Source organism: Xanthobacter albus (genome assembly GCF_043194895.2).
In the GTDB taxonomy this organism is placed as follows: Bacteria; Pseudomonadota; Alphaproteobacteria; order Rhizobiales; family Xanthobacteraceae; genus Xanthobacter.
In genome coordinates, this window is the sequence record NZ_CM195532.1 from 634,260 (window position 1) to 658,295 (window position 24,036).

The window sequence follows — 24,036 nt, forward strand, 5'->3', positions numbered from 1 at the left end:
CCGAGCGGAGCGCGCGCGCCGTGCGCCGCCTTGCCTTGCCGGTCGTTCGCGGCTAAGCCGCCGGGGCGGGCGGCGCAGCGCCCGCCGCCCAAACAGGCGGGGCTCCGGCCGGCATCCGCGCCGGACCGCCGCCCCGCCGCGAGGACCCGATGGCTCAGGACGGACTTTCCTATCGCGATGCGGGAGTCGACATCGACGCCGGCAATCGCCTCGTCGATCTCATCAAGCCGCTGGTGAAGGCCACCGCCCGCCCCGGCGCGGACGCCGACATCGGCGGGTTCGGCGGCATCTTCGACCTGAAGGCCGCCGGCTATGCCGACCCGCTGCTGGTGGCCGCCACCGACGGCGTGGGCACCAAGCTGAAGATCGCCATCGAGACCGGGGTGCACGACACCATCGGCATCGACCTCGTGGCCATGTGCGTGAACGATCTGGTGGTGCAGGGCGCCGAGCCCCTCTTCTTCCTGGACTATTTCGCCACCGGCCGGCTGGCGCCGGACGTGGGCGCGAACATCGTGGCCGGCGTCGCCCGCGGCTGCCGGGAATCGGGTTGCGCCCTGGTGGGCGGCGAGACCGCCGAGATGCCCGGCATGTATGCCGACGGCGACTATGACCTCGCCGGCTTCGCGGTGGGCGCGGTGGAACGCCACGGCCTCCTGCCCCGGCCGGATGTCGCGCCCGGCGACATGATCCTCGGCCTCGCCTCGGCGGGCGTGCATTCCAACGGCTATTCGCTGGTGCGCCGCGTCGTCGAGCGCGCGGGCCTGCCCTGGGACGCCCCGGCGCCGTTCGCCCCCGAGGCGAGCCTCGGCAAGGCCCTGCTCACCCCCACCCGGCTCTATGTGAAGAGTACGCTCAAGGCCATCCGCGCCACCGGGGCGGTGAAGGCGCTCGCCCACATCACCGGCGGCGGCATCACCGAGAACCTGCCGCGTGTGCTGCCCAAGGGCACCGTCGCCCGCATCGACCTCGCCAATCTCATCGTGCCGCCGGTGTTCCGCTGGCTGGCCACCGCCGGCAATGTGGAGGGCGAGGAGATGCTGCGCGCCTTCAACTGCGGCGTGGGCATGGCCGTGGTGGTGCCGGCGGACCTGGAGGAAAAGGTGGCGGACACCTTCGCCGATGCCGGCGAGACCGTGCTGCGCCTCGGCGCCATCGAGCCCGCGGCCGACCCGGACGCGGCGCCCCGCGTGGTCTATGACGGCGCCGCCGACTTCGGATTTTCGGCATGACCCGTCAGGAACGCGCCGTTCCCGCCCGCCGGCGCGCGGCGGTGCTGATCTCCGGGCGCGGCTCCAACATGGCGGCGCTGGTGCGCGCCGCCGCCGCGCCGGACTTCCCGGCCGAGATCGCCCTGGTGCTCTCCAACCGCGCCGACGCCGCCGGCCTCGACTTCGCCGCGGCCCACGGCATCCCCACCCGCGTGCTGAGCCACAAGGGCTTCGCCGATCGCCTCGCCTTCGACGCGGCGCTGGACGGCCTGCTGCGGGAGGAGGGCATCGAGATCGTGTGCCTCGCCGGCTTCATGCGCCTGCTCACCCCCTGGCTGGTGGAGCGCTGGCGCGACCGGATGATCAACGTCCACCCCTCGCTGCTGCCCAGCTTCAAGGGCCTTCACACCCATGAGCGGGCGCTGGAGGCGGGGGTGCGGGTGCATGGCTGCACCGTCCACTTCGTGCGCGCGGAGATGGACGAGGGCCCCATTATCCTCCAGGCGGTGGTGCCCATCGAGCCGGGCGACACGCCGGACCTGCTGGCCGGCCGGGTGCTGACCCAGGAGCACGTGATCTACCCCAAGGGCCTGGAGCTGCTGGCCGCCGGCCGCCTCAGCGTGGCCCACGAGCGGGTGGAGATCGCCGGGGTCGAGAGCGGCCTGAAGCCGCTGATCGCGCCGAAGGTCTGAGCCGCGCGAGCCCGCCGGCCGGCGGGACGCGGCCCATCGCGGCATTCCGCGCGCCGCCAGCCGGGGCGCGAAGTGACCGGGCATGCGCCCGGCGCGCCGCTGCCTTATTCCGCCGCCACCCTGGCGAGGCGCACGCGGTTGTCGTGGAAGGCGGCGCCGCCCACCGGCGCCACCGGGTCCGCGCCCGTGAGGGTGTTGATGCCGCGCCCCTCCCGGTGGGCGCGGTTGGGCTGGATCTGCTCCGACACCACCACCCCGCGTCGCAGCCCCGCGAACAGGCGGGCGCGCAGCAGCACCCGGCCGCGGGCGCTTTCCACCGCCACCATGTCGCCCTCCGCGATCCCCTCGGCCTCGGCATCCTGCGGGTGGATGAGCAGGGCGGGCGGACCCTCCCGCCCGGCGGAGGTGGCGGTTTCGGTGAAAGTGGAGTTCAGGAAATTGCGGGCCGGCGCCGTCACCAGCCGATAGGGATGCGCGGCGGTCGCCTCCTCGGTCACCGCCCAGTGGTCCGGCAGGGCCGGCATGTCCGCCACCGGCCCGAACTTGCCCGGCGCCGCGAAATTCAGCCCCGCCCAGTCCGCCGCGAAGTGGAAGCGCCCGTCGGCGTGGCCGAAGCCGTCCAGGAAGTGGGCCTGCGCGAACGGCGGCGCCACATCCAGGAAGCGCGCCGCCTCCAGCCCGTCGAGCGTGCCGCGCCCGCTCGCCCGCAGGGTCCAGTCGATCAGCTCCCGCGGGCTCATGCCGAAGCCGGGGTGGACCGCCCCCACCCGCGCCGCAAGCGCGCCGATCACCTCATGGTTGGAGCGGCATTCGCCGGGCGGCTCCACCAGCTTCGGCCCGAGCAGGATGTGGGGGTGGCCGCCGGCCTGGTAGAGGTCGTCATGCTCGGTGAACATGGTGGCCGGCAGCACGATATCCGCCATGCGCGCGGTATCGGTCAGGAAATGCTCGTGCACGGCCACGAACAGGTCCTCGCGGGAGAAGCCGGCGCGCACCTTCTCCTGGTCGGGCGCCACCGCCATGGGATTGGTGTTCTGGATCAGCATGGCCTTCACCGGCGGCCCGCCCGCGAGCGCCTCCGCATCCCCGGTCAGGATCGGCCCGATGCGCGACTGGTCGAGGGCGCGCACGGCGGCATCGCGCATGTCGAGCCCCTCGATCATGGTCTTGTTCCAGCCGTAGATGCCGGACATGGAGTGCACCGCGCCCCCGCCCTCGTGCTGCCAGGCCCCGCTCACCACCGGAATGGAGGCCACCGCGTGCATGTTCACCGCGCCGTTGCGCGTGCGTGAGACGCCGTAGCCGATGCGGAAGAAGGCGCGCGGTGTGGTGCCCACCAGCCGCGCGTAAGCCTCGATCTCCGCCTCCGGAAGGCCGGTGAGCGCGGCGGCCCAGGCGGGGCCGCGCCCCTTCAGGTGCGCTTCCAGCGCCTCGGTGTCGCGGGCGTAGCGGTCGAGATAGGCGCGGTCGGCGAGGCCGTCGCGGAACAGCACATGCATCACCGCGCAGGCGAGCGCCCCATCGGTGCCGGGGCGGATGAGGAGGGGAATGTCCGCCTGCTCCATGGTGGGCGTGCGGTATACATCCACCACCGCGATCTTCGCGCCCCGCTCCTTGCGGGCGCGCACGGCGTGGGTCATCACGTTCACCTGGGTCGCCACCGCATTGGTGCCCCACAGGGTCACGAGATCCGACACCGCCATCTCGCGCGCGTCGGCGCCGGAAATGCGGCCCGCCCCGGCGAGGTAGCCGCTCCAGGCCGGGTTGACGCAGATGGTGGAGAAGAAGCGCGAATAGCCCTTGGCGTGGGTGAGCCGGTTGATGCCGTCGCGCATCACGAGGCCCATGGTGCCCGCGTAGAAATAAGGCCACACCGATTGCGCGCCGTGGGCGTGCTCGGCCGCGAGCAGCGCCTGCGCCACCCGGTCCAGCGCCTCGTCCCAGGAGATGGGCCGGAACTGGCCGGAGCCCTTGGGCCCGGTGCGCAGGAGCGGAGTGGTGAGCCGGTCGGGGTGGTTGGCGCGCTCGGCGTAGCGGGCGACCTTGGCGCAGACGACGCCCGCCGTGTAGCTGTTGTCCTTCGCCCCCCGGATGCGGCCGATGCGGCCCGAAGGCGCGATCTCCACCTCCAGCGCGCAGGTGGAGGGGCAATCGTGCGGGCAGGCGGAAGCGCGGACGGTGGAGCGCTCCTGTGAGTGTGCCGAAGACGGGGCGGACAGCGGGGCGACGCGGGTGTTCATGGCTCGAACTTTAGCCCTGGAGCATTTTCAAGCGAAGTGGGTACCGGTTCGCGTGAAGAAAATGCGTGGCGTCGGTAACCGAGAATGATTTTTCACGCGCCGCCGCAAAGCCTTGAGGCGGCTCTGGCGCCCTCAGGCCGCTTCGCGGGAGGCCGCGCGGCGGCGCAGGAGGAGGCCCGCCGCCACCACGAGGGCGGCGCCGGCGATCCCCGCCACGTAATGGGGCAAGGCGGCCGGGTGGAGACCGTGCTCGTTCTCCACCACCAGGGCCGGATCGAGGCGGGCGAAGAGGTCGAGCACGAACACGTCGCGCACCATCATGTCGCCGGCGATCCAGCCGAGCAGCGCCGCGCCGGCCCAGATGAGCAGCGGGAAGCGCTGCAGCAGGCCGAGCAGCACCTGCGCCCCGAACACGATGAGGGGGATGGTGAGCAGCAGGCCGAACACGAACAGCTCGGCATGGCCGCGCGCGGCGGCGGCCACCGCCACCACATTGTCGAGGCTCATCACCGCATCGGCGATGGCGATGGTGCGCACGGCCTTGAACAGGGTATCGGCGGCCTCCACCTCCTGGCCGTCGTCCTCCTCGCCGGTGGCGAGCTTGATGGCGATCCAGAACAGCAGCAGCGCGCCCAGCACCTTCAGCAGCGGCACGCCCAGCAGCACCGAGACCGCGAGCGCGAACACGATGCGCAGCACCACCGCCGCCGCCGCGCCGAGCAGGATGCCCCACTTGCGCTGCGCCTTCGGCAGCGAGCGGCACGCGAGGGCGATCACCACGGCATTGTCGCCGGAGAGCAGCAGGTCGATCCAGATGATCTGCAGCAGCGAGAGCCAGAAGGTGGGGGAAGAAAGGTCCATGAACGTGTCCCGTCGGTTCCGCGAGGGTCCGATCGCTTCGGAGAGCCGGCGGGGCGCCGGTCTCGGCATCCGGGCGAAAGGCCCGGCCGGGCGGAGGGGCTGCGGGTTTCGGGCGGCGGGCGGGCGAGGGCCCGTCCTGCGTCGCCTGCGGCGGGTGTCTTAAGGTGAAGCGCCGGTGGCGTCCAGAGCGTTTTCGAGCGAAGTGGAAACCCGTTCGCGTGAAGAAAACGCGTCAACTCAGGAATCTGGAGCGGCGGGCGCCGGAAGCGGCCGGGCCGCGGGGATGTGATGGCGGCGCGGGCCGGGCCCGCGATGGCCGGAGACGAGGGGAGCCCGGCCGTCCGGAGCCGGGCTCCCCGCCGGCATCAGCCGACGATCTCGTTGCCCGCGAAGAACTGGGCGATTTCCACCGCGGCGTTCTCGATGCTGTCGGAGCCGTGGGCGGAGTTGGCCTCGATGGACTCGGCGAACAGCTTGCGGATGGTGCCCTCGGCCGCATTGGCCGGGTTGGTGGCGCCCATCACGTCACGGTACTTGGCGACGGCGTTCTCGCCTTCCAGCACCTGCACCACCACCGGGCCGGAGGTCATGAAGGCCACGAGCTCACCGAAGAAGGGACGCTCCTTGTGGACGGCGTAGAAAGTCTCGGCCTGGGCCTTGGTCATCAGCACGCGCTTCTGCGCGACGATGCGCAGGCCAGCCTTCTCGATCACGGCGTTCACGGCGCCGGTGAGATTGCGACGAGTCGCGTCGGGCTTGATGATCGAGAAGGTGCGCTCGATCGCCATGGGGATCGTCCTGTCTTTGATGGGAGGGATATGCCGCGCCGTTGCGCGATGGCGCGGCTCTTAGCAGGGGCGCCCGCGCCGGGCAAGGGAGCCCGGCGCATGGGAGGCCGGCTCCCCCGTTCAGGGGCGCGGCAGGGCCGGCGCCTCGGTGTCGCGCAGGATGGCGCCGATGGCGCGGTCCACCGCCAGCGCCGCCGGGAACGCCACCGGCACCCCCAGCACCCGCGGCCAGAACAGGGGCTCCTTGATGGCCCCCAGGAACTGCGCCGCCGCCAGCGTGGGATCGAGCCCCGGCGAGAGCCGGCCATGGGCCGCGAGCACCTCGAAATAAGCGGAAAGGCCCTTCACCGCCGGCTCCTTGCCGGCCGCGAAATAGGCCTGCGACAATTCTGGGAAGCGCGGCGCCTCGGCGATCACGAGGCGCAGCAGGGGGATCACGTCCGGCCGGTCCCAATGGGCCTGGAGGCGCTCCACATAAGCGGTGAGCACCGCCCTGGGGTCTTCTTCCGCATCGCCCGGCAGCGGTGGCGCGCGGCGCAGATGCGACCACGCCGCGTCGATCACCGCCGCGAACAGGTCCGCCTTGCCGGAAAAGTGGTGGTAGAGCGTGCGCTTGGACACGGGCGCGGCCGCCGCCACCGCGTCCATGGACGTCCCCTCATAGCCCCGCTCCAGGAACAGGAGACGGGCCGCCGCGCGGATGCGCTCCACCGCCCCGCGTCGCCCGCCGGAGGGCTGTGCGGACAGACCCTCCCCCGCGTGGACGGCCCCCGGCGCCTCGGCGCGCGGGCCACGGCCCTCCTCCGGCGGCGCCTCCTCGTGGCGGCGCCCGGCCGGGGCCTCGGGCGCCTGCTGGCGGGTCTTCTCCATCTCTGCTGATCCGGTCGCCTTCACTGCGGCTTTGGCGCGCGGCCGCGCGCACGGTGGCGCGGCCCGCCGTTGACAAAGTAAACGGTACGGTATAGTTTACATTCCTGTCGGATGCTCTCGCGCACCGGCACCCCATCCCCTGAGACATGAGGTCCCGCCATGGACCATCCCCTCCTGAACCAGCGCCCGCTCGGCCGCTCCGGCATCACCGTGTCCGCCATCGGCCTCGGCTGCATGGGCATGTCGGAATTCTACGGCCCCAGCGACGATGCGCAATCTCTGGAAACCCTCGCCGCCGCGCTCGACCTGGGCATCACCTTCCTCGACACCGCCGACATGTACGGAGTCGGCGCCAACGAGCGCCTTCTCGGCCGCTTCCTGAAGGGACGCCGCGACGAGGTGGTGCTCGCCACCAAGTTCGGCAACGTGCGCGGGCCCAATGGCGAGCGCCTCGGCGTGGACGGCAGCCCGGCCTATGTGCAAAGGGCCTGCGAGGCCAGCCTGGGGCGGCTCGGCATCGACACCATCGACCTCTATTATCAGCACCGGGTGGACCCCCAGACCCCCATCGAGGAGACGGTGGGCGCCATGAAGGCGCTGGTGGAGGCGGGCAAGGTGCGCTTCCTCGGCCTTTCCGAATGTTCGGTGGAGACCCTGCGGCGCGCCCATGCCGTGCACCCCATCACCGCCGTGCAGACCGAATACTCCCTGTGGAGCCGCGAGCCCGAGGCCGGGATGCTCCAGGCCTGCCGCGAGCTGGACGTCGCCTTCGTGGCCTATTCGCCCCTGGGGCGCTCCTTCCTCACCGGCGCGGTGACCTCGCCGGACGCCCTGGCGGCGGACGACTTCCGCCGCGCCAACCCGCGCTTCTCGGGGGAGGCATTCGCCCGCAACCGCGCGCTGGTGGAGAAGCTCGCCGCCTTCGCGGCGCAGCGGGGCGCCACCTCCGCCCAGATCGCGCTCGCCTGGATCCTCGGCAAGCAGGACCACGTGATCCCGATCCCCGGCACGCGGCGCATCAAGTATCTGAAGGAAAACGTCGCGGCCGCGGCGATCCGCCTGACGGCGCAGGAGATCGCCGCCCTCGACGCTCTGTTCCCGCCCGAGGCGGTGGCCGGCACCCGCTATGCCGCCCCCGCCATGGCGGGCCTCGGCCTCTGAGGCGAGGCCGGGAAAGAGGCCGGCGCCTTCCGGCCCGCGGCCGCGCGCCGCTGCGGAGCCGGGGCATGTCCGATGCCCCGGCGCGTCTCAGCCGTGGCGCCGGCGCACCAGCACCGCGCCCTCGAACTCGAACACGAGGTCGCCGTGCTGGTTGGTGCCGGTGTTGTGGGAGCGCACCACGCCCCATTCCGGCTTGCTGCGGCTCGCCGTCTTCTCCGTCACCTCGGTGGTGTAGGTGATGGTGTCGCCGGCATAGACCGGCTTCAGCCACCGCATGTTGCGGAAGCCCGGCGAGGCGCCGGCGGCGCGCACCGGCCGTCCCTCGGCGATGGAGCGGGTCTGGTAGTCCATCAGGCACTTCATCCAGGTGGCCGCCGTGTGCCAGCCGGAGGCGCACAGGGCGCCGAAGGGCGAGCGCCGGGCCGCCTCCTCGTCCACATGGAAGGGCTGGGGATCATAGACCGTCGCGAAGGCGATGATCTCGTCGCGGGTGAAGGTGTGGCTGCCGAGGGTGGCGGAAAGGCCGATCTCGACGTCTTCGAAATAGTTCATGCGAGACGCGCCCCCGGATTGCGCCGTGCGATCATGATGACGCAGGTCTGGTCCACCACCGCCGTCTTGTCCGGCCGCACCAGCTCGAAGCGGAAGGTGACGAGGCCCATCTCCGGCCGGCTCTTGGAGGTGCGGGCCTCCAGCACCGTGCGGCGCAGGGTCAGCGTATCGCCCGGCCGCACCGGGGCGAGCCAGTTGTTCTCCGTCACGCCAGGAGAACCGAGGCCGGCGGTGCGCAGCAGGAAGCCGTCGCAGACCAGCCGCATCAGGATGGCGCAGGTGTGCCAGCCCGAGGCCGCGAGCCCGCCCAGCACCGATTTCGCGCCGGCCGCGGCGTCGATATGCATGGGCTGGGGGTCGAACTCCCGCGCGAAGGCGACGATCTCCGCCTCGGTGAGGGTGTGGGACCCGAACGTCTTCACCTCACCGACGATGAAATCCTCGAAGAAGAAATCCGCCAACACGCGCCTCCCCTGTTTGCGCCGATCCAAGGGGAGGATGACGCAAACGTCAAGCTGCCGTGGGGAAGAGCGTGAACGCCCGCCGGTCCGTACCATGGTCGGAAGGCGGGCCGAAGGCGCCGCCGGGCCCATCGACACCCATGGCGGCCAGGCCGGCGAATCGGCGGGCAGGCATGGCGCCCGGACAGGAAAAGCCGTGCCGCGGAGCAGCGCCTCACGGCGCGGCGGCAATCTCCACGGCGCCGTCAGGCGCCATGTGGCGCAGCTCGAAGGACATCACCTCGGTCCCGTCGGCGCGCTGCGCGCTGTTGCGGCGGCGCACGATGGTCCAGCCCGGCCGGCTGCCGCTCGGCCGCGCCTCCACAACCTCGGTGAGGAAGAGGAGGGTTTCGCCCGCATGGACGGGCGCGGTCCACTCCAGGGCCCTCAGGCCGAAGCCCACCCCCACCGGCGAGACGACGCGCGGATGGTCCGGCGGCAAGGGGGGCGCCCCCTCGTCGCCCATCGCCTCCACCGGCCCGAGGGCGCGCACGAACAGGCCCATCCAGACGCACACCACGTGCCAGCCCGCGGCCACGAGGCCGCCGAAAGGCGACTGGCGCGCCGCCTCGGCGTCCACATGGACGGCCCTGGGGTCGAACGCGCCGGCGAAGCGGGTGATCTCCGCGGCCGTGAAGGTGAAGCGGCCGATCTCCCGCGCCGGCGCCATCCCCCGCCCCGTCAGTTGGCGAAGCGGAAGTGCAGCACGTCGCCGTCGGCGACCACGTAGTCCTTGCCCTCCAGGCGGAAGCGCCCGGCCTCGCGGGCGCCGCTCTCGCCCTTGAACTTCACATAGTCCTCGTAGGCCACGGTCTCGGCGCGGATGAAGCCCTTCTCGAAATCCGTGTGGATCACGCCCGCCGCCGCCGGCGCCTTGGTGCCGGCGGTGATGGTCCAGGCGCGCGCCTCCTTGGGGCCCACGGTGAAATAGGTGACGAGGCTGAGCAGCTCGTAGCCGGCGCGGATCACGCGGTTGAGGCCGGGCTCGTCCAGCTCGATGGCCTCCAGATATTCCTTCTGCTCCTCCGGCGGCAGCACCGCGATCTCGCTCTCGATCTTGGCCGAGACCACCACCGCCTTGGCGCCTTCCTCCTTCGCCCGCGCGAACACCTGCGCGGAGAGGGCGTTGCCCTCCTTGGCGGAGGCCTCCTCCACATTGCACACGTAGAGCACCGGCTTGGCGGTCATGAGGCCGAGCTGGGAGAACAGCTTCTCTTCCTCCGGCTTCACCTCGGCGAGGCGCGCGGGCTTGCCGTCGCGCAGCAGCACCAGGGCGCGCGTCATGAGGTCGAGGGTCTCCTTCGCCTCCTTGTCGGCGCCCTTGGCCTTCTTCTCCAGGGCCGCGGCGCGCTTCTCCAGGCTCTCGAGGTCGGCCAGCATCAGCTCGGTCTCGATGGTCTCGATGTCGTCCACGGGGGAGACCTTGCCGTCCACGTGGGTGACGTCGCCGTCCTCGAAGCAGCGCACCACATGGGCGATGGCGTCGCACTCGCGGATGTTGGCGAGGAACTGGTTGCCGAGCCCCTCGCCCTTGGAGGCGCCGCGCACCAGGCCGGCGATGTCCACGAAGGTGAGGCGGGTGGGGATGATCTGCCCCGAACCGGCGATCTGCGCCAGGGTGTCGAGGCGCGGATCGGGCACCGCCACGTCACCCACGTTGGGCTCGATGGTGCAGAAGGGATAGTTGGCCGCCTGCGCCGCCGCGGTCTGGGTGAGCGCGTTGAAGAGGGTCGACTTGCCCACGTTCGGCAGGCCGACGATGCCGCATTTGAAGCCCATGAATCAGGTCTCGAACGGTCGTGGCCGGAAGGGCGGGCCCGCATCCGGAGCCCGCGCCCTGCGGCCGAGGTGAAAATCTGCGCCGGAAGGCGCGCCGGGAATCTCGCCGCCGCTCTTAGAGCCTTTTGGCGCGAAGTGGAAACCGGTTCGCGCCTCGACACGGGCAGGCGCGGCGGATGGCGCCGAGGGCCCCGCGCGGAGAAGGTCAGCCCTTCTCGCCCACCCGCTTCTGGTCGCCGAAGCCCTGGGCGTCCATGAACAGGTGCGCGCGGTTCTGGAATTCGTCGGGACGGCCGGTCACCAGCAGGTCGGCATGGTCGGCGCAGGCGTCGCACAAGGCGTCGAGCCAGCCCTTCTCGCTCTTGGCGAAGTCGCCGAGCACGTAGGGCATCACCATCGCCTTGTCGCCGGGATGGCCAATGCCGAGCCGCACGCGCCAGTAATCGTTGCCGCACTGGGCGGTGATGGACCTCAGGCCGTTGTGGCCGGCGTTGCCGCCGCCCTTCTTGATGCGCAGCTTGGCCGGGGGCAGGTCCAGCTCGTCATGGAAGACGACGATGTGGTCGAGGGGGATCTTGAAGAAGCGCATGGCCTCGCCCACGGCGCGCCCGCTCTCGTTCATGTAGGTCTCGGGAAACAGGGCGATCACCTTCTCGCCGGCGATCTCCCCTTCCGCCGCCATGGACTGGAAGCGCTTGCGCAGCGGCCCCAGCCGGTGGCGCCGGCAGATGGCGTCGAGCGCCATGAAGCCGATATTGTGCCGGTTGCCGGCATATTTCGGGCCGGGATTGCCGAGCCCTGCGAACAGGAACATGAGGCGCCTCCGGCCCGAAACGTGTCAGATCATCTTGCGTCCGCGAAGAACCGGAAGGCCGATCAGGCCTTGGGCTCCTCGGCGGCCGGGGCCGCGGCGGGCTCGGGCGCAACGGTCGGCGCCACCACGGTGGCCAGGGTGTCGTCGCCGTGGCCGGCCCAGGTCACGCCTGCGGGGAGCTGCACCTTGGAGAGGTGGAAGATGTCGCCGAAATCGGCGCCGGTCAGGTCCACCTGCACGGACTCGGGGATGGCGTCGGCCGGGGCGTCGAGCTCCACCGCGTGGGCCACCACATTGAGGGTGCCGCCGGCCTTGAGCGCCGGGGAGGCCTCCTGGTTCACGAAGTGAACCGGCACTTCCACGGTCACGGTCGAGCCCTTGGACACGCGCAGGAAGTCCACGTGCAGCGGGAAGTCCTTCACCGGGTCCATCTGGTAGTCGCGCGGAATGACACGGTGCTTGGTGCCGTCCACGTCGATCTCGAACAGGGTGGTGAGGAAATGGCCGGCGTAGATGGCCTTGTTCGTCTCCTTGAAGTCCAGGGAGATCGTCACGGGCTCCTGCTTCTCGCCGTAGATCACGGCGGGCACGCGTCCGGCGCGGCGCTCGGCACGGGCGGCCCCCTTGCCGGCCCGCGGGCGCGCCACAGCCTTCAGTTCCTTGATGGCGGTCATGGCACTATTCGTCCTGAATTGGGGTTCGCAAAACGCCTGCGGCCGCAATCGCGGCCGCATGGCTCCGCGCGAAGGCACGCCTCCAGGGGGGCGCATGCCTCGTGCGAAGGCGCGCTTATAGCGGCGCCACGCCGCAAATGCAACAACGGCGCCGACCGGCAGGCTGCCGCGGCGGTTATCTGGACGGGCGGCGATTACCTGGGCGTTTCGCTCTGGCAGGCGGCGGGGCGGCCCTGGCCGAACCAGTTGCCGCACTTGTCGCAGGCGGACAGGCCGAGCGCGAGGCCGGCGACCAGGGTGAGGCGGACCAGGACGCGCATGGTTCCTCCGGGAACACGGGCCGCGAACGCCGCGGCGAAGCGGGCAGACCATAGAGCGTTTTCACGCGAAGTGGAAACCGGCCCGCATGAAGAAAACGCGTCAGCTCAATGCCCTGGAGGAAGTGCCCGTTTCCGGGCAATGTAGACATGCTCCGGCCGGTCCGGCGCAGGGGAAAGCCGCCCCGCGCGCGGACAACTCCCCGGCGCGAGCGGCCTCGGCCGGCATCCCGCCTGCCCCAGCGTCGTCCCTTGCGTCGTCCCTTGCCTCGCGCGGGCGCCCATGCCACGGTCGCGCACCCTTGCCGCGTCCGAGCTTCAAGACCCATCATGCTCTCCTCCCCGTCCCGCCCCGACCCCGGCGCATGGCCCCTGCCGGGCTATGTGGAGAGCCGGCTCGACCGCGCGGCCCATCATCGCGCCGATGCGGCCGCGCTGCGCGACCGGGCCGATGCCCGCGCCTATGCCTTCGGCGGCGAGCTGGTGGCGCTGAAGCCCGTCGCCGGACCGGAGGGAACGGACGAGCCGCGCCTCACCCTCCCGGAAGCCGCCTCATGGTGCGGCGGGGAGGCCCTGTTCCTGGGCATGGAAGGGGAAGCCCCGCGCTTCGCGCTCGCCTTCGATCCCGGCCGGCGGGAGGAGATCGAGGCCCAGGGCTTCAAGGTGGCGGACCTTCGCTCCATCGCCGCCGGGGGCCTTGTGGCGGCGGACCATCTCGGCCCCCTCGCCACCGGCAAGGCGCTCCTGGGCTGGCACGCCCGCCACCGCTTCTGCGCCAATTGCGGCGCGCCCACCCGCGTGGTGGAAGCCGGCTGGCGGCGCGACTGCCCCGGCTGCGGCGCTCAGCATTTTCCCCGCACCGACCCCGTCTCCATCATGCTGGTCGCCCGCGGCGACCACTGCCTGCTCGGCCGCGCGCCGCATTTCCAGCCGGGCATGTGGAGCTGCCTCGCGGGCTTCATCGAGCCGGGCGAGACCATAGAGGACGCGGTGCGGCGCGAGACCATGGAAGAGGCCGGCATCGCCGTGGGCCGCGTCTCCTACCATTCCTGCCAGCCCTGGCCGTTCCCCATGCAGCTCATGGTGGGCTGCCTCGCCGAGGCGACCTCCGACGCGATCACCATGGATGCCAGCGAGCTGGAGGGCGTGCGCTGGTTCTCCCGCGCGGAGACCGCCGCGCTCATGGACGGCACCCACCCCGAGGGGCTGTTCGCGCCCGCGCCGGCGGCCATCGCCCACCACCTCATCCGTGCATTCCTGGCGGGCGCGCGTGCCTGAGGCTGCCCGCGCCCCTTCCGCCCTGCGCCGGTTTCTGGACCGCGCCTTCCCGCCGCCCGGCGGCGGCCACCGCCATGGCCGGCGCCCCAACTCGCTCGTCTACGGCCTGAACGACCGGGTTCCGGCGCGCAGCCTCGCCGCCCTCGCCACCCAGCACGCCATGCTGGCGGTGACCTTCCTCATCTATCCCATCCTGGTCGCCGCCGAGGTCGGCCTGCCGCCGGACCAGACCCGCGCCATGCTCACCGCCTGCGCGCTCAGCATCGGCATAGCGACCGTGCTGCAATGCCTGCGCTCCCGGTTCGGCAGCGGCTATCTCGCGGTGCACATCCCCTCCCCCGGCGCCCTCCCGCTGGCGATCCAGGCGCTCACCCTCGGCGGGCTCGGGCTGATGGCGGCCACCACCTTCGCCGTGGGCGTGGCGCAGCTGTTCGTGGCCCGGCTGGCGCGCCCGCTGCGGGTGCTGCTGCCGCCGGAGGTGTGCGGCGTGGCGGTGACCATGCTCGGGGTCTCGCTCGCCGGGCCGGCCCTGCGCCGCGCCCTCGGCCTGGGCGCCGAGACGGTGGCGGTGGACGGCGCCGCGCTCACCGCCAGCGCCGCCACCCTGGGCCTCATCGTCGCCATCACGGTGTTCGCGCCGCGCGGGCTGAAGCTGTTCGCGGTGATGACCGGCGCCGGCCTCGGCTGGGCGCTGGCGGCGCTGCTGGGCGTGAGCCACCCCGATGCGGCGCGGATCATCGCCGAGGCGCCGCTCGTCGCCTGGCCGCAGCCCACCCTGCCGGACCTCCGGCTGGAGCCGAGCCTGCTGCCGCTCATGGCGCTGCTGGTGCTCATCAATCTGGTGGACGTGCTCTCCGTCACCGTCTCGCTCGAGCGCATGAACGATGCCGACTGGCGGCGGGCGGACATGCGGGCGGCGCAGCGCGCGGTCACGGCCTGCGGCATCGGCAACATGCTGAACGGGCTCACCGGCGGGTTCCAGTCGGGCCTGTCCTCATCCTCGGTGGGCCTCGCCTTCGCCACCCAGGCCACGGCGCGGGTCATCGGCATCGCCGCCGGCGTGCTCATCTGCGCCATCGCCTTCTTCCCGAAGGCGATCGTGGCGCTCACCCTCATCCCCTCGCCGGTGATCGGCGGCATCCTGCTTTACACCTCCGCCTATCTGGTGGTGGCGGGCATGGATCTCATCGTCTCCCGGCGCCTGTCGGAGCGGCGGGTGTTCATGGTGGGGCTTTCGGTGCTGGCGGGGCTCTCGGTGGCGCTGCTGCCGCTGAAGGGGCAGATCCCCGCCGTGCTCCAGCCCCTGTTCTCCACGCCGCTCACCCTGGCGGCATGCTGCGCCATCATCCTCAACATGGTGTTCCGCATCGGCATCGCCCGCGAGACGGGGGAGGAGGTGCCGGAGGGCGCCCACGCCTTTCCCTTCGCCCGCGACTTCCTGGAACGCCAGGGCGACCTGTGGGGCGCGCGGCGCGACGTGATCGCCGCCGCCATCCCCATCGTCGCCCAGGCGCTGGAGCTGGTCACCGACAGCGGGCTCGCGGAAGGGCCCGTGGAGCTGCGCGCCCGTTTCGACGAGGCGCACCTCGACGTCTACCTGCTCTATGACGGGGAGATCGTGCAGCCGCCGAAGGAGCGCCCCTCACCGGAGGCCCTGCTGGGCGACGCGCAGGAGGTGGCCGCCTTCACGGCCTACATGCTGCAGCGCCTCTCCGAGCACGTCCGCTTCGGCCGCAGCCAGGGCCGCGCGCGCATCGCCCTCAGGTTCGACCACTGAGACCGTCGGCTCCGGTCAAGGCCAGGGCCGACGGAATTCCGCTCAAACGGCGCGCCTTCAGAAGCCGTCGGCGCCCACCCGCACGGTGGCCCGGAACGGATGGGCCGGGTAGACGCCGAGAATCCGCATCTCGCGGGAGAAGAAGGCCAGCTCCTCCAGCGCCAGCTTCACGGAGCGCTGGTCCGGGTGGCCGTCCACGTCGGCATAGAACTGGGTGGCGGTGAAGTGCCCGTCCATCTGGTAGGATTCGAGCTTGGTCATGTTCACGCCGTTGGTGGCGAAGCCGCCCAGCGCCTTGTAGAGCGCCGCCGGCACGTTGCGCACGCGGAACACGAAGGTGGTCACCACCGGGCCGTCCTCGGCCGACGCCCACTCCCCGTTGCGCGCGAGCACGATGAAGCGCGTGGTGTTGTGCGCCTCGTCCTCGATGTTCTCCTTCAGGATGTCGAGGCCGTAGATCTCGGCCGCGAGGCGCGAGGCGATGGCGGCGCGGGTGATGTCCCCCGCCTCGGCGATCTCGCGGGCGGAGCCGGCGGTGTCGGCGCCGATGACCGGGGCCAGGGACAGCTCCGCGATGGCCTTGCGGCACTGGCCGAGAGCCATGACGTGGCTTTCCACCGTGCGGAGGGTGTCGAGGCGCGCGCCCGGCACCGCCATGAGCTGGTGCGAGAGCGGCAGGAAGTATTCGCCGACGATGTTGAGCCGCGACTGGGGCATCAGGCGGTGGATGTCGGTCACCCGCCCGGCCACCGAATTCTCGATGGGAATCATGGCGAGCTCCGCTTCCCCGCCCTCCACGGCGGCGAAGGCGTCCTCGAAGGTGGGGCAGGGCAGCGGCTCGTGATCGGGAAACGCCTCCCGGCACGCGATGTGGGAATTGGCCCCGGGCTCGCCCTGGAACGAGATGCGATGCATCCTCAACACTCACCTCCCGCGACGCTTCCTTGGGCGGAAGCCGCCTTGCCCGCTCCGGATGCGCGGGGATGTCCACCCCGAGCGGGACCCGATCCACTGTCATGACGCGCTGCGACGGGGCGCCGCGCCACCGCCGCCGTCCCGGCCCCGCGCCTGCCCGTCCGGATGCCGGAGCAGGAGCTGACGGAGCGCGCGAAAGCGTTGAAAGCCCGGCATCGGCGCCGTGCCGGCGCCCCCGTCCGAACCGCCCGCGACAGGCCGGTGACAGGTCGGGCGCGCGCGTCTTAATACGGGTTGCGCCGTTCCAATCAAAGTGCTTAGTGTCGCCCGGAATGCGCGGAGGGGGTCCGCGCGCCAAAAGAACACAGGGATAGGACGCACACCACCGCGCGCTGCCCATTTCGCGGGTCGGGATGCTCCAAAATCAAGGGCTTCGAGGGGCATAGCGCCGATGACCTTCTTTGAATTGAACAAAATCGCAGGTGCCGTCCTGGCCACCTTGGCCTTCGTGGTGGGCCTCGGGATCGTCTCCCAGGTCCTGTTCACGCCCGAGGCGCCGGCCCGTCCCGGCTTCGAGGTCGCGGTGCAGGACGCCAGCTCCGCTCCGGCCGCCAAGGTCGCCGAGCCCTCCATCGAGGAGCTGTTCGCCACCGCCTCGGTGGAGAAGGGCGCCACCGTCGCCAAGAAGTGCGCCGCCTGCCACAATTTCGCGGAAGGCGCCGGCGCCAAGGTGGGCCCGGACCTCTACGGCGTGGTGGGCCGCGATGTCGCCACCGTCGAGGGCTTCGCCTATTCCGCGGCCATGAAGGCCAAGGGTGGCAAGTGGACGCCGGAGGCCATCAACGCCTTCGTCACCAATCCGAAGGCCGCCGTTCCCGGCACCGCCATGGGCTTCGCCGGCCTGCCGAAGGCCGCGGACCGCGCCAACATCATCGCCTACCTGAACTCGCTGTCGCACACCCCACAGCCGCTGCCCACCGCCGCCAAGTAACTGCATGGGAGTGACGGCACGGTGACCGCACGAGAGTGACGGCACGGGCAAGCGCGTGACACGACGGCGCCGTCAGGCGTCGGGAAGCGCGGTGAGGAGGGGTTTCCGGGACAGCCCGGTTCACGCCTTTGTCAGCCGCTTCACACAAAAAAGGGCCGGTCCGCGAGGATCGGCCCTTTTTGTTGCCGCCGCGCGCGGGCACCCTGCCGGCGGTTCGAGGCCGGGCCTCCGGCCTTTCCCTCGTCGCGGACAGGCCCATAATCGGGTATCCCGATGAACAGCGGACCTGTCATCCGGAGTCGTCGATGCCCATGCTGCTCACCCGCCGTGCCTTCGCCCTCGCCACCGCCTTCGCACCGCTGCTCGCGGGCCGTGGGTTCGCCGAGGAGGCCGCCCCGGCGGGGAGCCCGGCGCCGGCGGGCGCGGGCGAGGGGCGGGTGTTCCACCACGGCCTGTCGCTGATGGGTACGCCCAAGTACAAGCCGGGCTTTCCCCATTTCGACTATGTGAACCCCGATGCGCCCAAGGGCGGCCTGCTGCGCCTCGCCGAGGACGGCGGCTTCGACACGCTCAACTTCGTCATCCCGCGCGGCAACCTCGCCAGCGGGCTCAGCCTCATCTACGACACGCTCATGACCGCCTCCTATGACGAGGTGGCCAGCGAATACGGCCTGATCGCCGAGGGGGTGAGCTATCCCGCCGATTTCTCCTCCGTCACCTACCGGCTGCGCGAAGGTGCGCGCTGGCACGACGGCACGCCCATCTCGGCCGAGGACGTGGTGTGGTCGTTCGAGGTGCTGGTGGCCAACAACCCCAACCAGAAATTCTACTATTCCCATGTGGTGAAGGCCGAGAAGACCGGCGCGCGGGAGGTCACCTTCACCTTCGACCAGGCCGGCAACCGCGAGCTGCCGCAGATCGTCGGCCAGTTCATGGTGCTGCCCAGGCACTGGTGGACCGGCACCGGCGCCGACGGCAAGCCGCGCGACATCACCCAGGGCACGCTGGAGCCGCCGCTCGGCTCCGGCGGCTACCGCATCAAGAGCGTGGTTCCCGGCCGTTCCATCGCCTTCGAGCGGGTGGAGGACTATTGGGGCAAGAACCTTGCCGTGAACATCGGCAAGGACAATTTCGGCGAGATCCGCTACGAATACTTCCGCGACGACACGGTGATGCTGGAAGCCTTCAAGGCCGACCAGTACGACTTCCGCGTGGAAAGCTCCGCCAAGAACTGGGCCACCGCCTACGACTTCCCCGCCCGCCGGGACGGACGGGTGATCCTGGAGATGTTCGAGAACCGTTCCTCGGGCGTCATGCAGGCCTTCATCCCCAACCTGCGGCGCGAGAAGTTCCAGGACCGCCGTGTGCGCCGCGCGCTCAACTACGCGCTCGACTTCGAGGGCATGAACCACGCCCTATTCTTCGACCAGTACAAGCGCATCTCCTCCTATTTCTCCGGCACCGAGCTCGCCTCCTCCGGCCTGCCGCAGGGCCGCGAGCTGGAAATCCTGGAGACGGTGAAGGGCGAGGTGCCGCCGGAGGTGTTCACCACCGCCTACGCCAACCCCGTGAGCGGCGACGAGGACGCCCGCCGCGCCAACCTGCGGGCAGCCGCGCAGCTCCTGAAGGAGGCCGGCTGGGAGGTGAAGAACCGCAAGCTGGTGAACGCCAAGGGCGAGCCCTTCACCATCGAGATCCTCATCGCCAGCCCCGCCTTCGAGCGGGTGGCGGTATTCTACAAACCGGCCCTGGAGCGGCTGGGCATCGCCGTCACCATCCGGCTGGTGGATTCCTCGCAATACATCAACCGCGTGCGCGCGCGGGACTTCGACATGATCGTCTCCGCCTGGGGCCAGTCGCTCTCGCCGGGCAACGAGCAGCGCGACTTCTTCGGCTCCGACGCCGCCGACCGCGAGGGATCGCGCAACTATGGCGGCATCCGCGACAAGGCGGTGGACACCCTCATCGACAAGGTGATCTACGCCACCGACCGCCCCGACCTCGTGGCCGCCACCCATGCCCTCGACCGCGTGCTGCTGTGGAACGAATATGTCGTCCCCGCCTGGACCTTGAACTTCACCCGCACCGCCCGCTGGAACCGCTTCTCCCATCCCGCCGAGCTGCCGGCCTATTCCTTCGCCTTCCCGGAGATCTGGTGGTTCGATGCGCAGAAGGCGGCCGCCATCGGCCCCGCCAAGTGAGGAGCCTGCGCCCATGAGCCTCTCCCGCCGCTCGCTCCTGCGCCTTTGCGCCGCCGTCCCGGCCGGCCTGCTGGCGCCCCGCCTCGCCTACGCGGAAGATGTGGCGCCGCCCGGCGCCGCAAGCGAGGGCGCGCCCGCCGCGGCAACAAGGGTGCGGCACGGCATCTCCTTCTTCGGCGACCTGAAGTATCCGGCCGGCTTCCCCCACTTCGACTATGTGAACCCGCAGGCGCCGAAGGGCGGCCCCTTCTCCCAGATGGGCCGCACCACCTTCTACAACCAGTCGCTCAACACCTTCGACACGCTGAACCCCTACAACCAGCGCGGCAACGGCGCCCAGGGCATCGAGCTTGTCTACGACACGCTCATGACCGCCGCCGGCGACGAGAAGAGCGCCATGTATCCGCGCCTCGCCACCGGCGTGGAGATCTCGGACGAGGGGCTCACCTACCTGTTCCCCCTCAACCCCGCCGCCCGCTTCCACGACGGCACGCCCGTCACGGCGGATGACGTGGTGGCCACCTTCGCGGCGCTGAAGGCGGACGGCTACGAGACCATCCGCATGGCGCTGCGCGACCTCGTGGAGGTGGAGGCGCAGGGCGCGCGCGCGGTGGCGCTGCGCTTCAAGCCCGGCCGCGCGCGGGATGTGCCCCTGACCGCCGCCGGCATGCCCATCTTCTCCAGGGCGTATCTGGCGAAGCATCCCTTCGGCCAGTCCTCCATGGAGATGCCGCTGGGCTCCGGTCCCTACCGGGTGGGACGCTTCGAGCAGGGCCGCTTCATCGAATACGACCGGGTGAAGGACTATTGGGGCACGGACCTGCCCGCCATGAAGGGCCGCTTCAATTTCGACACCGTGCGCTACGAATACTTCCGCGACCGCATCGCCGGCTTCGAGGGCTTCAAGGCGAAGGCCTATCTCTTCCGCGAGGAGTTCACCGCCCGCGAATGGGCGACGCAATACGACATTCCCGCCGTGCGCGACGGCCGGGTGAAGCTGGAGACGCTGAAGGACGAGAGCTTTTCCGGCGTGCAGGGCTGGTTCCTCAATACCCGCCGCCCACAATTCTTCGACCGCCGCGTGCGCGAGGCCATCGGCCTCCTGTTCGACTTCGACTGGACGCGGCGGAACCTGATGTATGATTCCTACCACCGCACCGTGTCCTTCTTCCAGAATTCGGACATGATGGCCGAGGGCCTGCCCTCCCCGGCCGAGCTGAAGCTGCTCGATCCGTTCCGCGCGCAACTGCCCGAGGACGTGTTCGGCGAGCCCTACGTGCCGCCGCCCTCCGACGGCTCGGGCGAGGACCGCGCCCTGCGGCTCAAGGCGGTGGCCCTCCTGAAGGACGCCGGCTACCAGATCCTCAAGGGCAGGCTCGTCAATGCCAAAGGCGAGCCCTTCACCATCGAGTTCCTGGAGGACGACGGCGCCATGGAGCGCCACCACGCCCGCTTCATCGGCCACCTGAAGAAGGTGGGCATCGACGCCACCTTCCGCATCGTCGATCCCGCCCAGTACCAGGCCAGGCTCCAGAATTTCGACTTCGACGCGGTGACGCGCCGCTACTCCTTCGCGCCCTATCCGGGCGAGGAGCTGCGCGCCTATTTCTCCACCGAGGCGGCGCGCACGCCCGGCTCCTACAACGTGGCCGGCATTTCCAGCCCGGTGGTGGACGCGCTCATCGACCAGGCGCTGGCGGCGGAGAACGCGCCTGCGCTCGTCACCTGCTGCCGCGCCCTCGACCGGGTGCTGAGGGCGGGCCACTACTGGATTCCCCAATGGTATTCGGGCGAGAATCGCATCGCCTATTGGGACGTGTTCGACCGGCCGAAAGTAAAGCCCCGCTACGAGCTGGGCGTGCTCGACACCTGGTGGAGCACCACGCCCGGCGGCGCCAGGGCGGGCTGATGGGCCACGCGGGCCGGGAGCCGGTGGCCCGGCTTCGTCTGGGCGCACATCCGGCGACATCGCACGCCCCGGATGTGCTCCGATGCTTCGTCAACGCGCAGCTCCAGGCGCAAAACCGCTGCGCGCTTTCGCCGGAATTGCTTTAGTCTGCACGCCAGTCCGGATCGGGAGACGCGATGCTCGCCTACATCATCCGCCGCATTGCCCTCATGGTGCCGACCATGCTCGGCATCATGCTGGTGTCGTTCGTGGTCGTCCAGTTCGCGCCCGGCGGGCCGGTGGAGCGGGTGATCGCCCAGCTCACGGGAGACGACGTCTCGGCCACCTCGCGCGTGTCGGGCGGCGGGGGCGACTTCTCCGGCGCCGCCTCGGCGGCCCAGGCGGCGGGGGCGGCGGACGCCATGGCCTCCAAATATCGCGGCGCCCAGGGGCTGGACCCCGCCTTCATCGCCCAGCTCGAGAAGCAGTTCGGCTTCGACAAGCCGCCCCACGAGCGGTTCCTGAAGATGATCGGGGACTATGCCACCTTCGACTTCGGCCGCTCCTATTTCCGGGACATCACCGTCCTCGACCTGATCGTGGAGAAGCTGCCGGTCTCCATCTCCCTCGGGCTGTGGATGACGTTGCTCACCTACGCCATCTCCATTCCGCTGGGCATCGCCAAGGCCATGCGCGACGGCTCGCGCTTCGACATGTGGACCTCGGCTGTGGTCATCGTCGGCTATGCCATCCCCTCCTTCCTGTTCGCCATCCTGCTCATCATCCTGTTCGCGGGCGGCTCGTTCTGGGATCTGTTCCCGCTGCGCGGCCTCACCTCGGACAACTTCTGGCAGATGAGCTGGCCCGAGCGCATCCTGGATTATGCGTGGCACATGGTGCTGCCCATCACCTCCATGGCGCTCGGGGCCTTCGCCACCATGACGCTGCTCACCAAGAATTCGTTCCTGGAGGAGATCCGCAAGCAGTACGTGACCACCGCCCGCATGAAGGGCCTCACCGAGCGGCGGGTGCTCTACGGGCATGTGTTCCGCAACGCCATGTTGATCGTCATCGCCGGCTTTCCGGGGGCCTTCATCTCCGCCTTCTTCACCGGCTCGCTGCTGATCGAGACCATCTTCTCCCTCGACGGGCTCGGCCTCCTGTCGTTCGAGAGCGTGCTCAACCGCGACTATCCCGTGGTGTTCGCCACCCTCTACATCTTTTCTTTGGCGGGCCTCATCGTCGGCCTCGTCTCCGACCTCACCTACATGCTGGTCGATCCGCGCATCGACTTCGAGACGCGGGAGGTCTGAGGCCATGGAGAACGTTCCCCTGCTCCAGCCGGGCGAGCCCACCGACCTGCCCGCCGCCCGCGACCTGCCCCACGGCGCGCTGCCGCCGCCCGGCACGGCGCGGCCGAAGGGCCGCTTCGCGCTCTCGCCGCTCAACCGGCGCCGGCTGGCCAGCTTCCGCGCCAACGGGCGGGGCTATTGGTCGTTCATCATCTTCTCGGTGCTGTTCGCGATCTCCCTCGGCGCCGAGTTCATCGCCAACGACAAGCCCGTCCTCGTCTCCTATGAGGGGCATTATTACTTCCCGGTCTTCCGCGCCTATCCGGAAACCACCTTCGGCGGCGACTTCGAGACCGACGCCGACTATCGCGACCCCTACCTCCAGAAGCTGATCGCCGAGAAGGGCGGCTGGATGGTGTGGCCGCCCATCCGCTATTCCTATTCCACCCACAATCTCGACCTGCCCACGCCCGCCCCCTCCCCGCCCACATGGATGCTCACCGAAGCCCAGTGCAAGGCGGTGGCGGAGAAGAAGGGCGTCTCCGGCTGCGCCGGGCTCGAATGGAACTGGCTCGGCACCGACGACCAGGGCCGCGACGTGGTCGCCCGCCTCCTCTACGGCTTCCGCATCTCGGTGCTGTTCGGGCTCACGCTCACGCTCGTCTCCTCGGTGGTGGGCGTCGCGGCGGGGGCGGTGCAGGGCTATTTCGGCGGCTGGGTGGACCTGCTGTTCCAGCGCCTCATCGAGATCTGGACCGCCATCCCCTCGCTCTACCTGCTGCTCATCATCTCCTCGGTGCTGGTGCCTGGCTTCTGGGTGCTGCTCGGCATCCTGCTGCTGTTCTCGTGGGTGTCGCTGGTGGGGCTCGTGCGCGCCGAATTCCTGCGGGCGCGCAATTTCGAATATGTGCAGGCGGCCCGCGCCCTGGGCGTCGGCAACCTCACCCTCATGACGCGGCACATCCTGCCCAATGCCATGGTGGCGACGCTGACCATGCTGCCCTTCATCCTCTCATCCTCGGTGATGACGCTGACGGCACTGGACTTCCTGGGCTTCGGCCTGCCGCCGGGCTCGCCCTCGCTGGGCGAATTGCTCTCCCAGGGCAAGAACAACATCCAGGCCCCCTGGCTGGGCCTCACCGGCTTCTTCACCGTGGCGGTGATGCTGAGCCTGCTCATCTTCGTCGGCGAGGCGGTGCGCGATGCCTTCGACCCGCGCAAGACCTTCGCCTGAG

At 70.4% G+C, this 24,036-nt stretch carries 22 protein-coding genes; 10 read left to right on the forward strand and 12 right to left on the reverse strand.

The window, feature by feature from the left end; genetic code table 11:
- Nucleotides 1-149 precede the first annotated feature (149 nt).
- Nucleotides 150-1,232: a phosphoribosylformylglycinamidine cyclo-ligase gene (purM, locus tag V5F75_RS02860; RefSeq protein ID WP_394033009.1), complete on the forward strand. Its 1,083-nt coding sequence runs from the start codon at nucleotides 150-152 to the stop codon at nucleotides 1,230-1,232.
- The gene (gene purN, locus V5F75_RS02865) at nucleotides 1,229-1,903 is read left to right on the forward strand and encodes a phosphoribosylglycinamide formyltransferase (protein ID WP_394033010.1); all 675 of its coding nucleotides are present in this window, start codon (nucleotides 1,229-1,231) and stop codon (nucleotides 1,901-1,903) included. Before purM ends, purN begins: the two co-directional genes overlap by 4 nt.
- A gap of 104 nt (nucleotides 1,904-2,007) precedes the next feature.
- On the opposite strand, the gene V5F75_RS02870 is transcribed toward purN, so the two are convergent.
- The 4 genes from V5F75_RS02870 to V5F75_RS02885 form a co-directional block, all read right to left on the reverse strand.
- Nucleotides 2,008-4,143 (reverse strand): molybdopterin-containing oxidoreductase family protein, encoded by a 2,136-nt coding sequence (locus tag V5F75_RS02870; RefSeq protein ID WP_394033011.1) that lies wholly within the window; start codon nucleotides 4,141-4,143, stop codon nucleotides 2,008-2,010.
- A gap of 132 nt (nucleotides 4,144-4,275) precedes the next feature.
- Nucleotides 4,276-5,004, reverse strand: a complete 729-nt coding sequence (locus V5F75_RS02875) for a TerC family protein (protein WP_394033012.1) — start codon at nucleotides 5,002-5,004, stop codon at nucleotides 4,276-4,278.
- 365 nt (nucleotides 5,005-5,369) lie between these two features.
- Nucleotides 5,370-5,792, reverse strand: coding sequence for a nucleoside-diphosphate kinase (gene ndk / locus V5F75_RS02880; protein WP_234051259.1), 423 nt, complete (start codon nucleotides 5,790-5,792; stop codon nucleotides 5,370-5,372).
- A gap of 120 nt (nucleotides 5,793-5,912) precedes the next feature.
- Nucleotides 5,913-6,662 carry a TetR/AcrR family transcriptional regulator gene (locus V5F75_RS02885; protein WP_394033013.1) on the reverse strand — a complete coding sequence of 250 codons (750 nt, stop codon included), beginning with the start codon at nucleotides 6,660-6,662 and terminating at the stop codon, nucleotides 5,913-5,915.
- 174 nt (nucleotides 6,663-6,836) lie between these two features.
- Here V5F75_RS02885 and V5F75_RS02890 point away from each other — a divergent pair, with 174 nt between their 5' ends.
- Nucleotides 6,837-7,823 carry an aldo/keto reductase gene (locus V5F75_RS02890; protein ID WP_394033625.1) on the forward strand — a complete coding sequence of 329 codons (987 nt, stop codon included), beginning with the start codon at nucleotides 6,837-6,839 and terminating at the stop codon, nucleotides 7,821-7,823.
- Between the two features lie 87 nt (nucleotides 7,824-7,910).
- Here the strand turns inward: V5F75_RS02890 and V5F75_RS02895 are convergent, their stop codons facing one another.
- From V5F75_RS02895 to V5F75_RS02925, 7 genes are all read right to left on the reverse strand, one after another.
- Nucleotides 7,911-8,375: a MaoC family dehydratase gene (locus V5F75_RS02895; protein WP_394033014.1), complete on the reverse strand. Its 465-nt coding sequence runs from the start codon at nucleotides 8,373-8,375 to the stop codon at nucleotides 7,911-7,913.
- Nucleotides 8,372-8,836 (reverse strand): MaoC family dehydratase, encoded by a 465-nt coding sequence (locus tag V5F75_RS02900; protein WP_394033015.1) that lies wholly within the window; start codon nucleotides 8,834-8,836, stop codon nucleotides 8,372-8,374. The genes V5F75_RS02895 and V5F75_RS02900 overlap by 4 nt, the downstream gene beginning before the upstream one ends.
- Before the next feature lie 214 nt (nucleotides 8,837-9,050).
- Entirely contained in the window at nucleotides 9,051-9,545 is a 495-nt protein-coding gene (locus V5F75_RS02905; RefSeq protein ID WP_394033016.1) for a MaoC/PaaZ C-terminal domain-containing protein, read from the reverse strand.
- A gap of 11 nt (nucleotides 9,546-9,556) precedes the next feature.
- A complete protein-coding gene (gene ychF / locus V5F75_RS02910) occupies nucleotides 9,557-10,654 on the reverse strand; it encodes a redox-regulated ATPase YchF (RefSeq protein WP_394033017.1) in 1,098 nt (365 codons plus the stop codon).
- A 205-nt stretch (nucleotides 10,655-10,859) separates the two neighbouring features.
- A complete protein-coding gene (gene pth / locus V5F75_RS02915; RefSeq protein ID WP_394033018.1) occupies nucleotides 10,860-11,468 on the reverse strand; it encodes an aminoacyl-tRNA hydrolase in 609 nt (202 codons plus the stop codon).
- Nucleotides 11,469-11,530: 62 nt separating this feature from the next.
- Nucleotides 11,531-12,142, reverse strand: a complete 612-nt coding sequence (locus V5F75_RS02920; RefSeq protein WP_394033019.1) for a 50S ribosomal protein L25/general stress protein Ctc — start codon at nucleotides 12,140-12,142, stop codon at nucleotides 11,531-11,533.
- Nucleotides 12,143-12,336: 194 nt separating this feature from the next.
- Complete coding sequence (locus V5F75_RS02925; RefSeq protein WP_394033020.1) at nucleotides 12,337-12,462, reverse strand: hypothetical protein; 126 nt, start codon at nucleotides 12,460-12,462, stop codon at nucleotides 12,337-12,339.
- 327 nt (nucleotides 12,463-12,789) lie between these two features.
- Between V5F75_RS02925 and nudC the strand changes: the two genes are divergently transcribed.
- On the forward strand, nucleotides 12,790-13,737 hold the full coding sequence (gene nudC, locus V5F75_RS02930) for an NAD(+) diphosphatase (protein WP_394033021.1): 948 nt from the start codon (nucleotides 12,790-12,792) through the stop codon (nucleotides 13,735-13,737).
- Nucleotides 13,730-15,514, forward strand: a complete 1,785-nt coding sequence (locus V5F75_RS02935; RefSeq protein ID WP_394033022.1) for a uracil-xanthine permease family protein — start codon at nucleotides 13,730-13,732, stop codon at nucleotides 15,512-15,514. Before nudC ends, V5F75_RS02935 begins: the two co-directional genes overlap by 8 nt.
- 57 nt (nucleotides 15,515-15,571) lie before the next feature.
- Here the strand turns inward: V5F75_RS02935 and V5F75_RS02940 are convergent, their stop codons facing one another.
- Complete coding sequence (locus V5F75_RS02940; protein WP_394033626.1) at nucleotides 15,572-16,429, reverse strand: prephenate dehydratase; 858 nt, start codon at nucleotides 16,427-16,429, stop codon at nucleotides 15,572-15,574.
- A 451-nt stretch (nucleotides 16,430-16,880) separates the two neighbouring features.
- Here V5F75_RS02940 and V5F75_RS02945 point away from each other — a divergent pair, with 451 nt between their 5' ends.
- The 5 genes from V5F75_RS02945 to V5F75_RS02965 all read left to right on the forward strand — a co-directional run bounded on the left by V5F75_RS02945 (nucleotide 16,881) and on the right by V5F75_RS02965 (nucleotide 24,035).
- Entirely contained in the window at nucleotides 16,881-17,420 is a 540-nt protein-coding gene (locus tag V5F75_RS02945; RefSeq protein ID WP_394033023.1) for a c-type cytochrome, read from the forward strand.
- A 311-nt stretch (nucleotides 17,421-17,731) separates the two neighbouring features.
- Nucleotides 17,732-19,621 carry an extracellular solute-binding protein gene (locus tag V5F75_RS02950; protein WP_394033627.1) on the forward strand — a complete coding sequence of 630 codons (1,890 nt, stop codon included), beginning with the start codon at nucleotides 17,732-17,734 and terminating at the stop codon, nucleotides 19,619-19,621.
- Between the two features lie 13 nt (nucleotides 19,622-19,634).
- Nucleotides 19,635-21,530 carry an extracellular solute-binding protein gene (locus tag V5F75_RS02955; protein WP_394033024.1) on the forward strand — a complete coding sequence of 632 codons (1,896 nt, stop codon included), beginning with the start codon at nucleotides 19,635-19,637 and terminating at the stop codon, nucleotides 21,528-21,530.
- Nucleotides 21,531-21,706: 176 nt separating this feature from the next.
- Nucleotides 21,707-22,822, forward strand: a complete 1,116-nt coding sequence (locus tag V5F75_RS02960) for a microcin C ABC transporter permease YejB (RefSeq protein ID WP_394033025.1) — start codon at nucleotides 21,707-21,709, stop codon at nucleotides 22,820-22,822.
- A gap of 4 nt (nucleotides 22,823-22,826) precedes the next feature.
- The gene (locus tag V5F75_RS02965; protein ID WP_394033026.1) at nucleotides 22,827-24,035 is read left to right on the forward strand and encodes an ABC transporter permease; all 1,209 of its coding nucleotides are present in this window, start codon (nucleotides 22,827-22,829) and stop codon (nucleotides 24,033-24,035) included.
- Nucleotide 24,036: the final 1 nt, after the last annotated feature.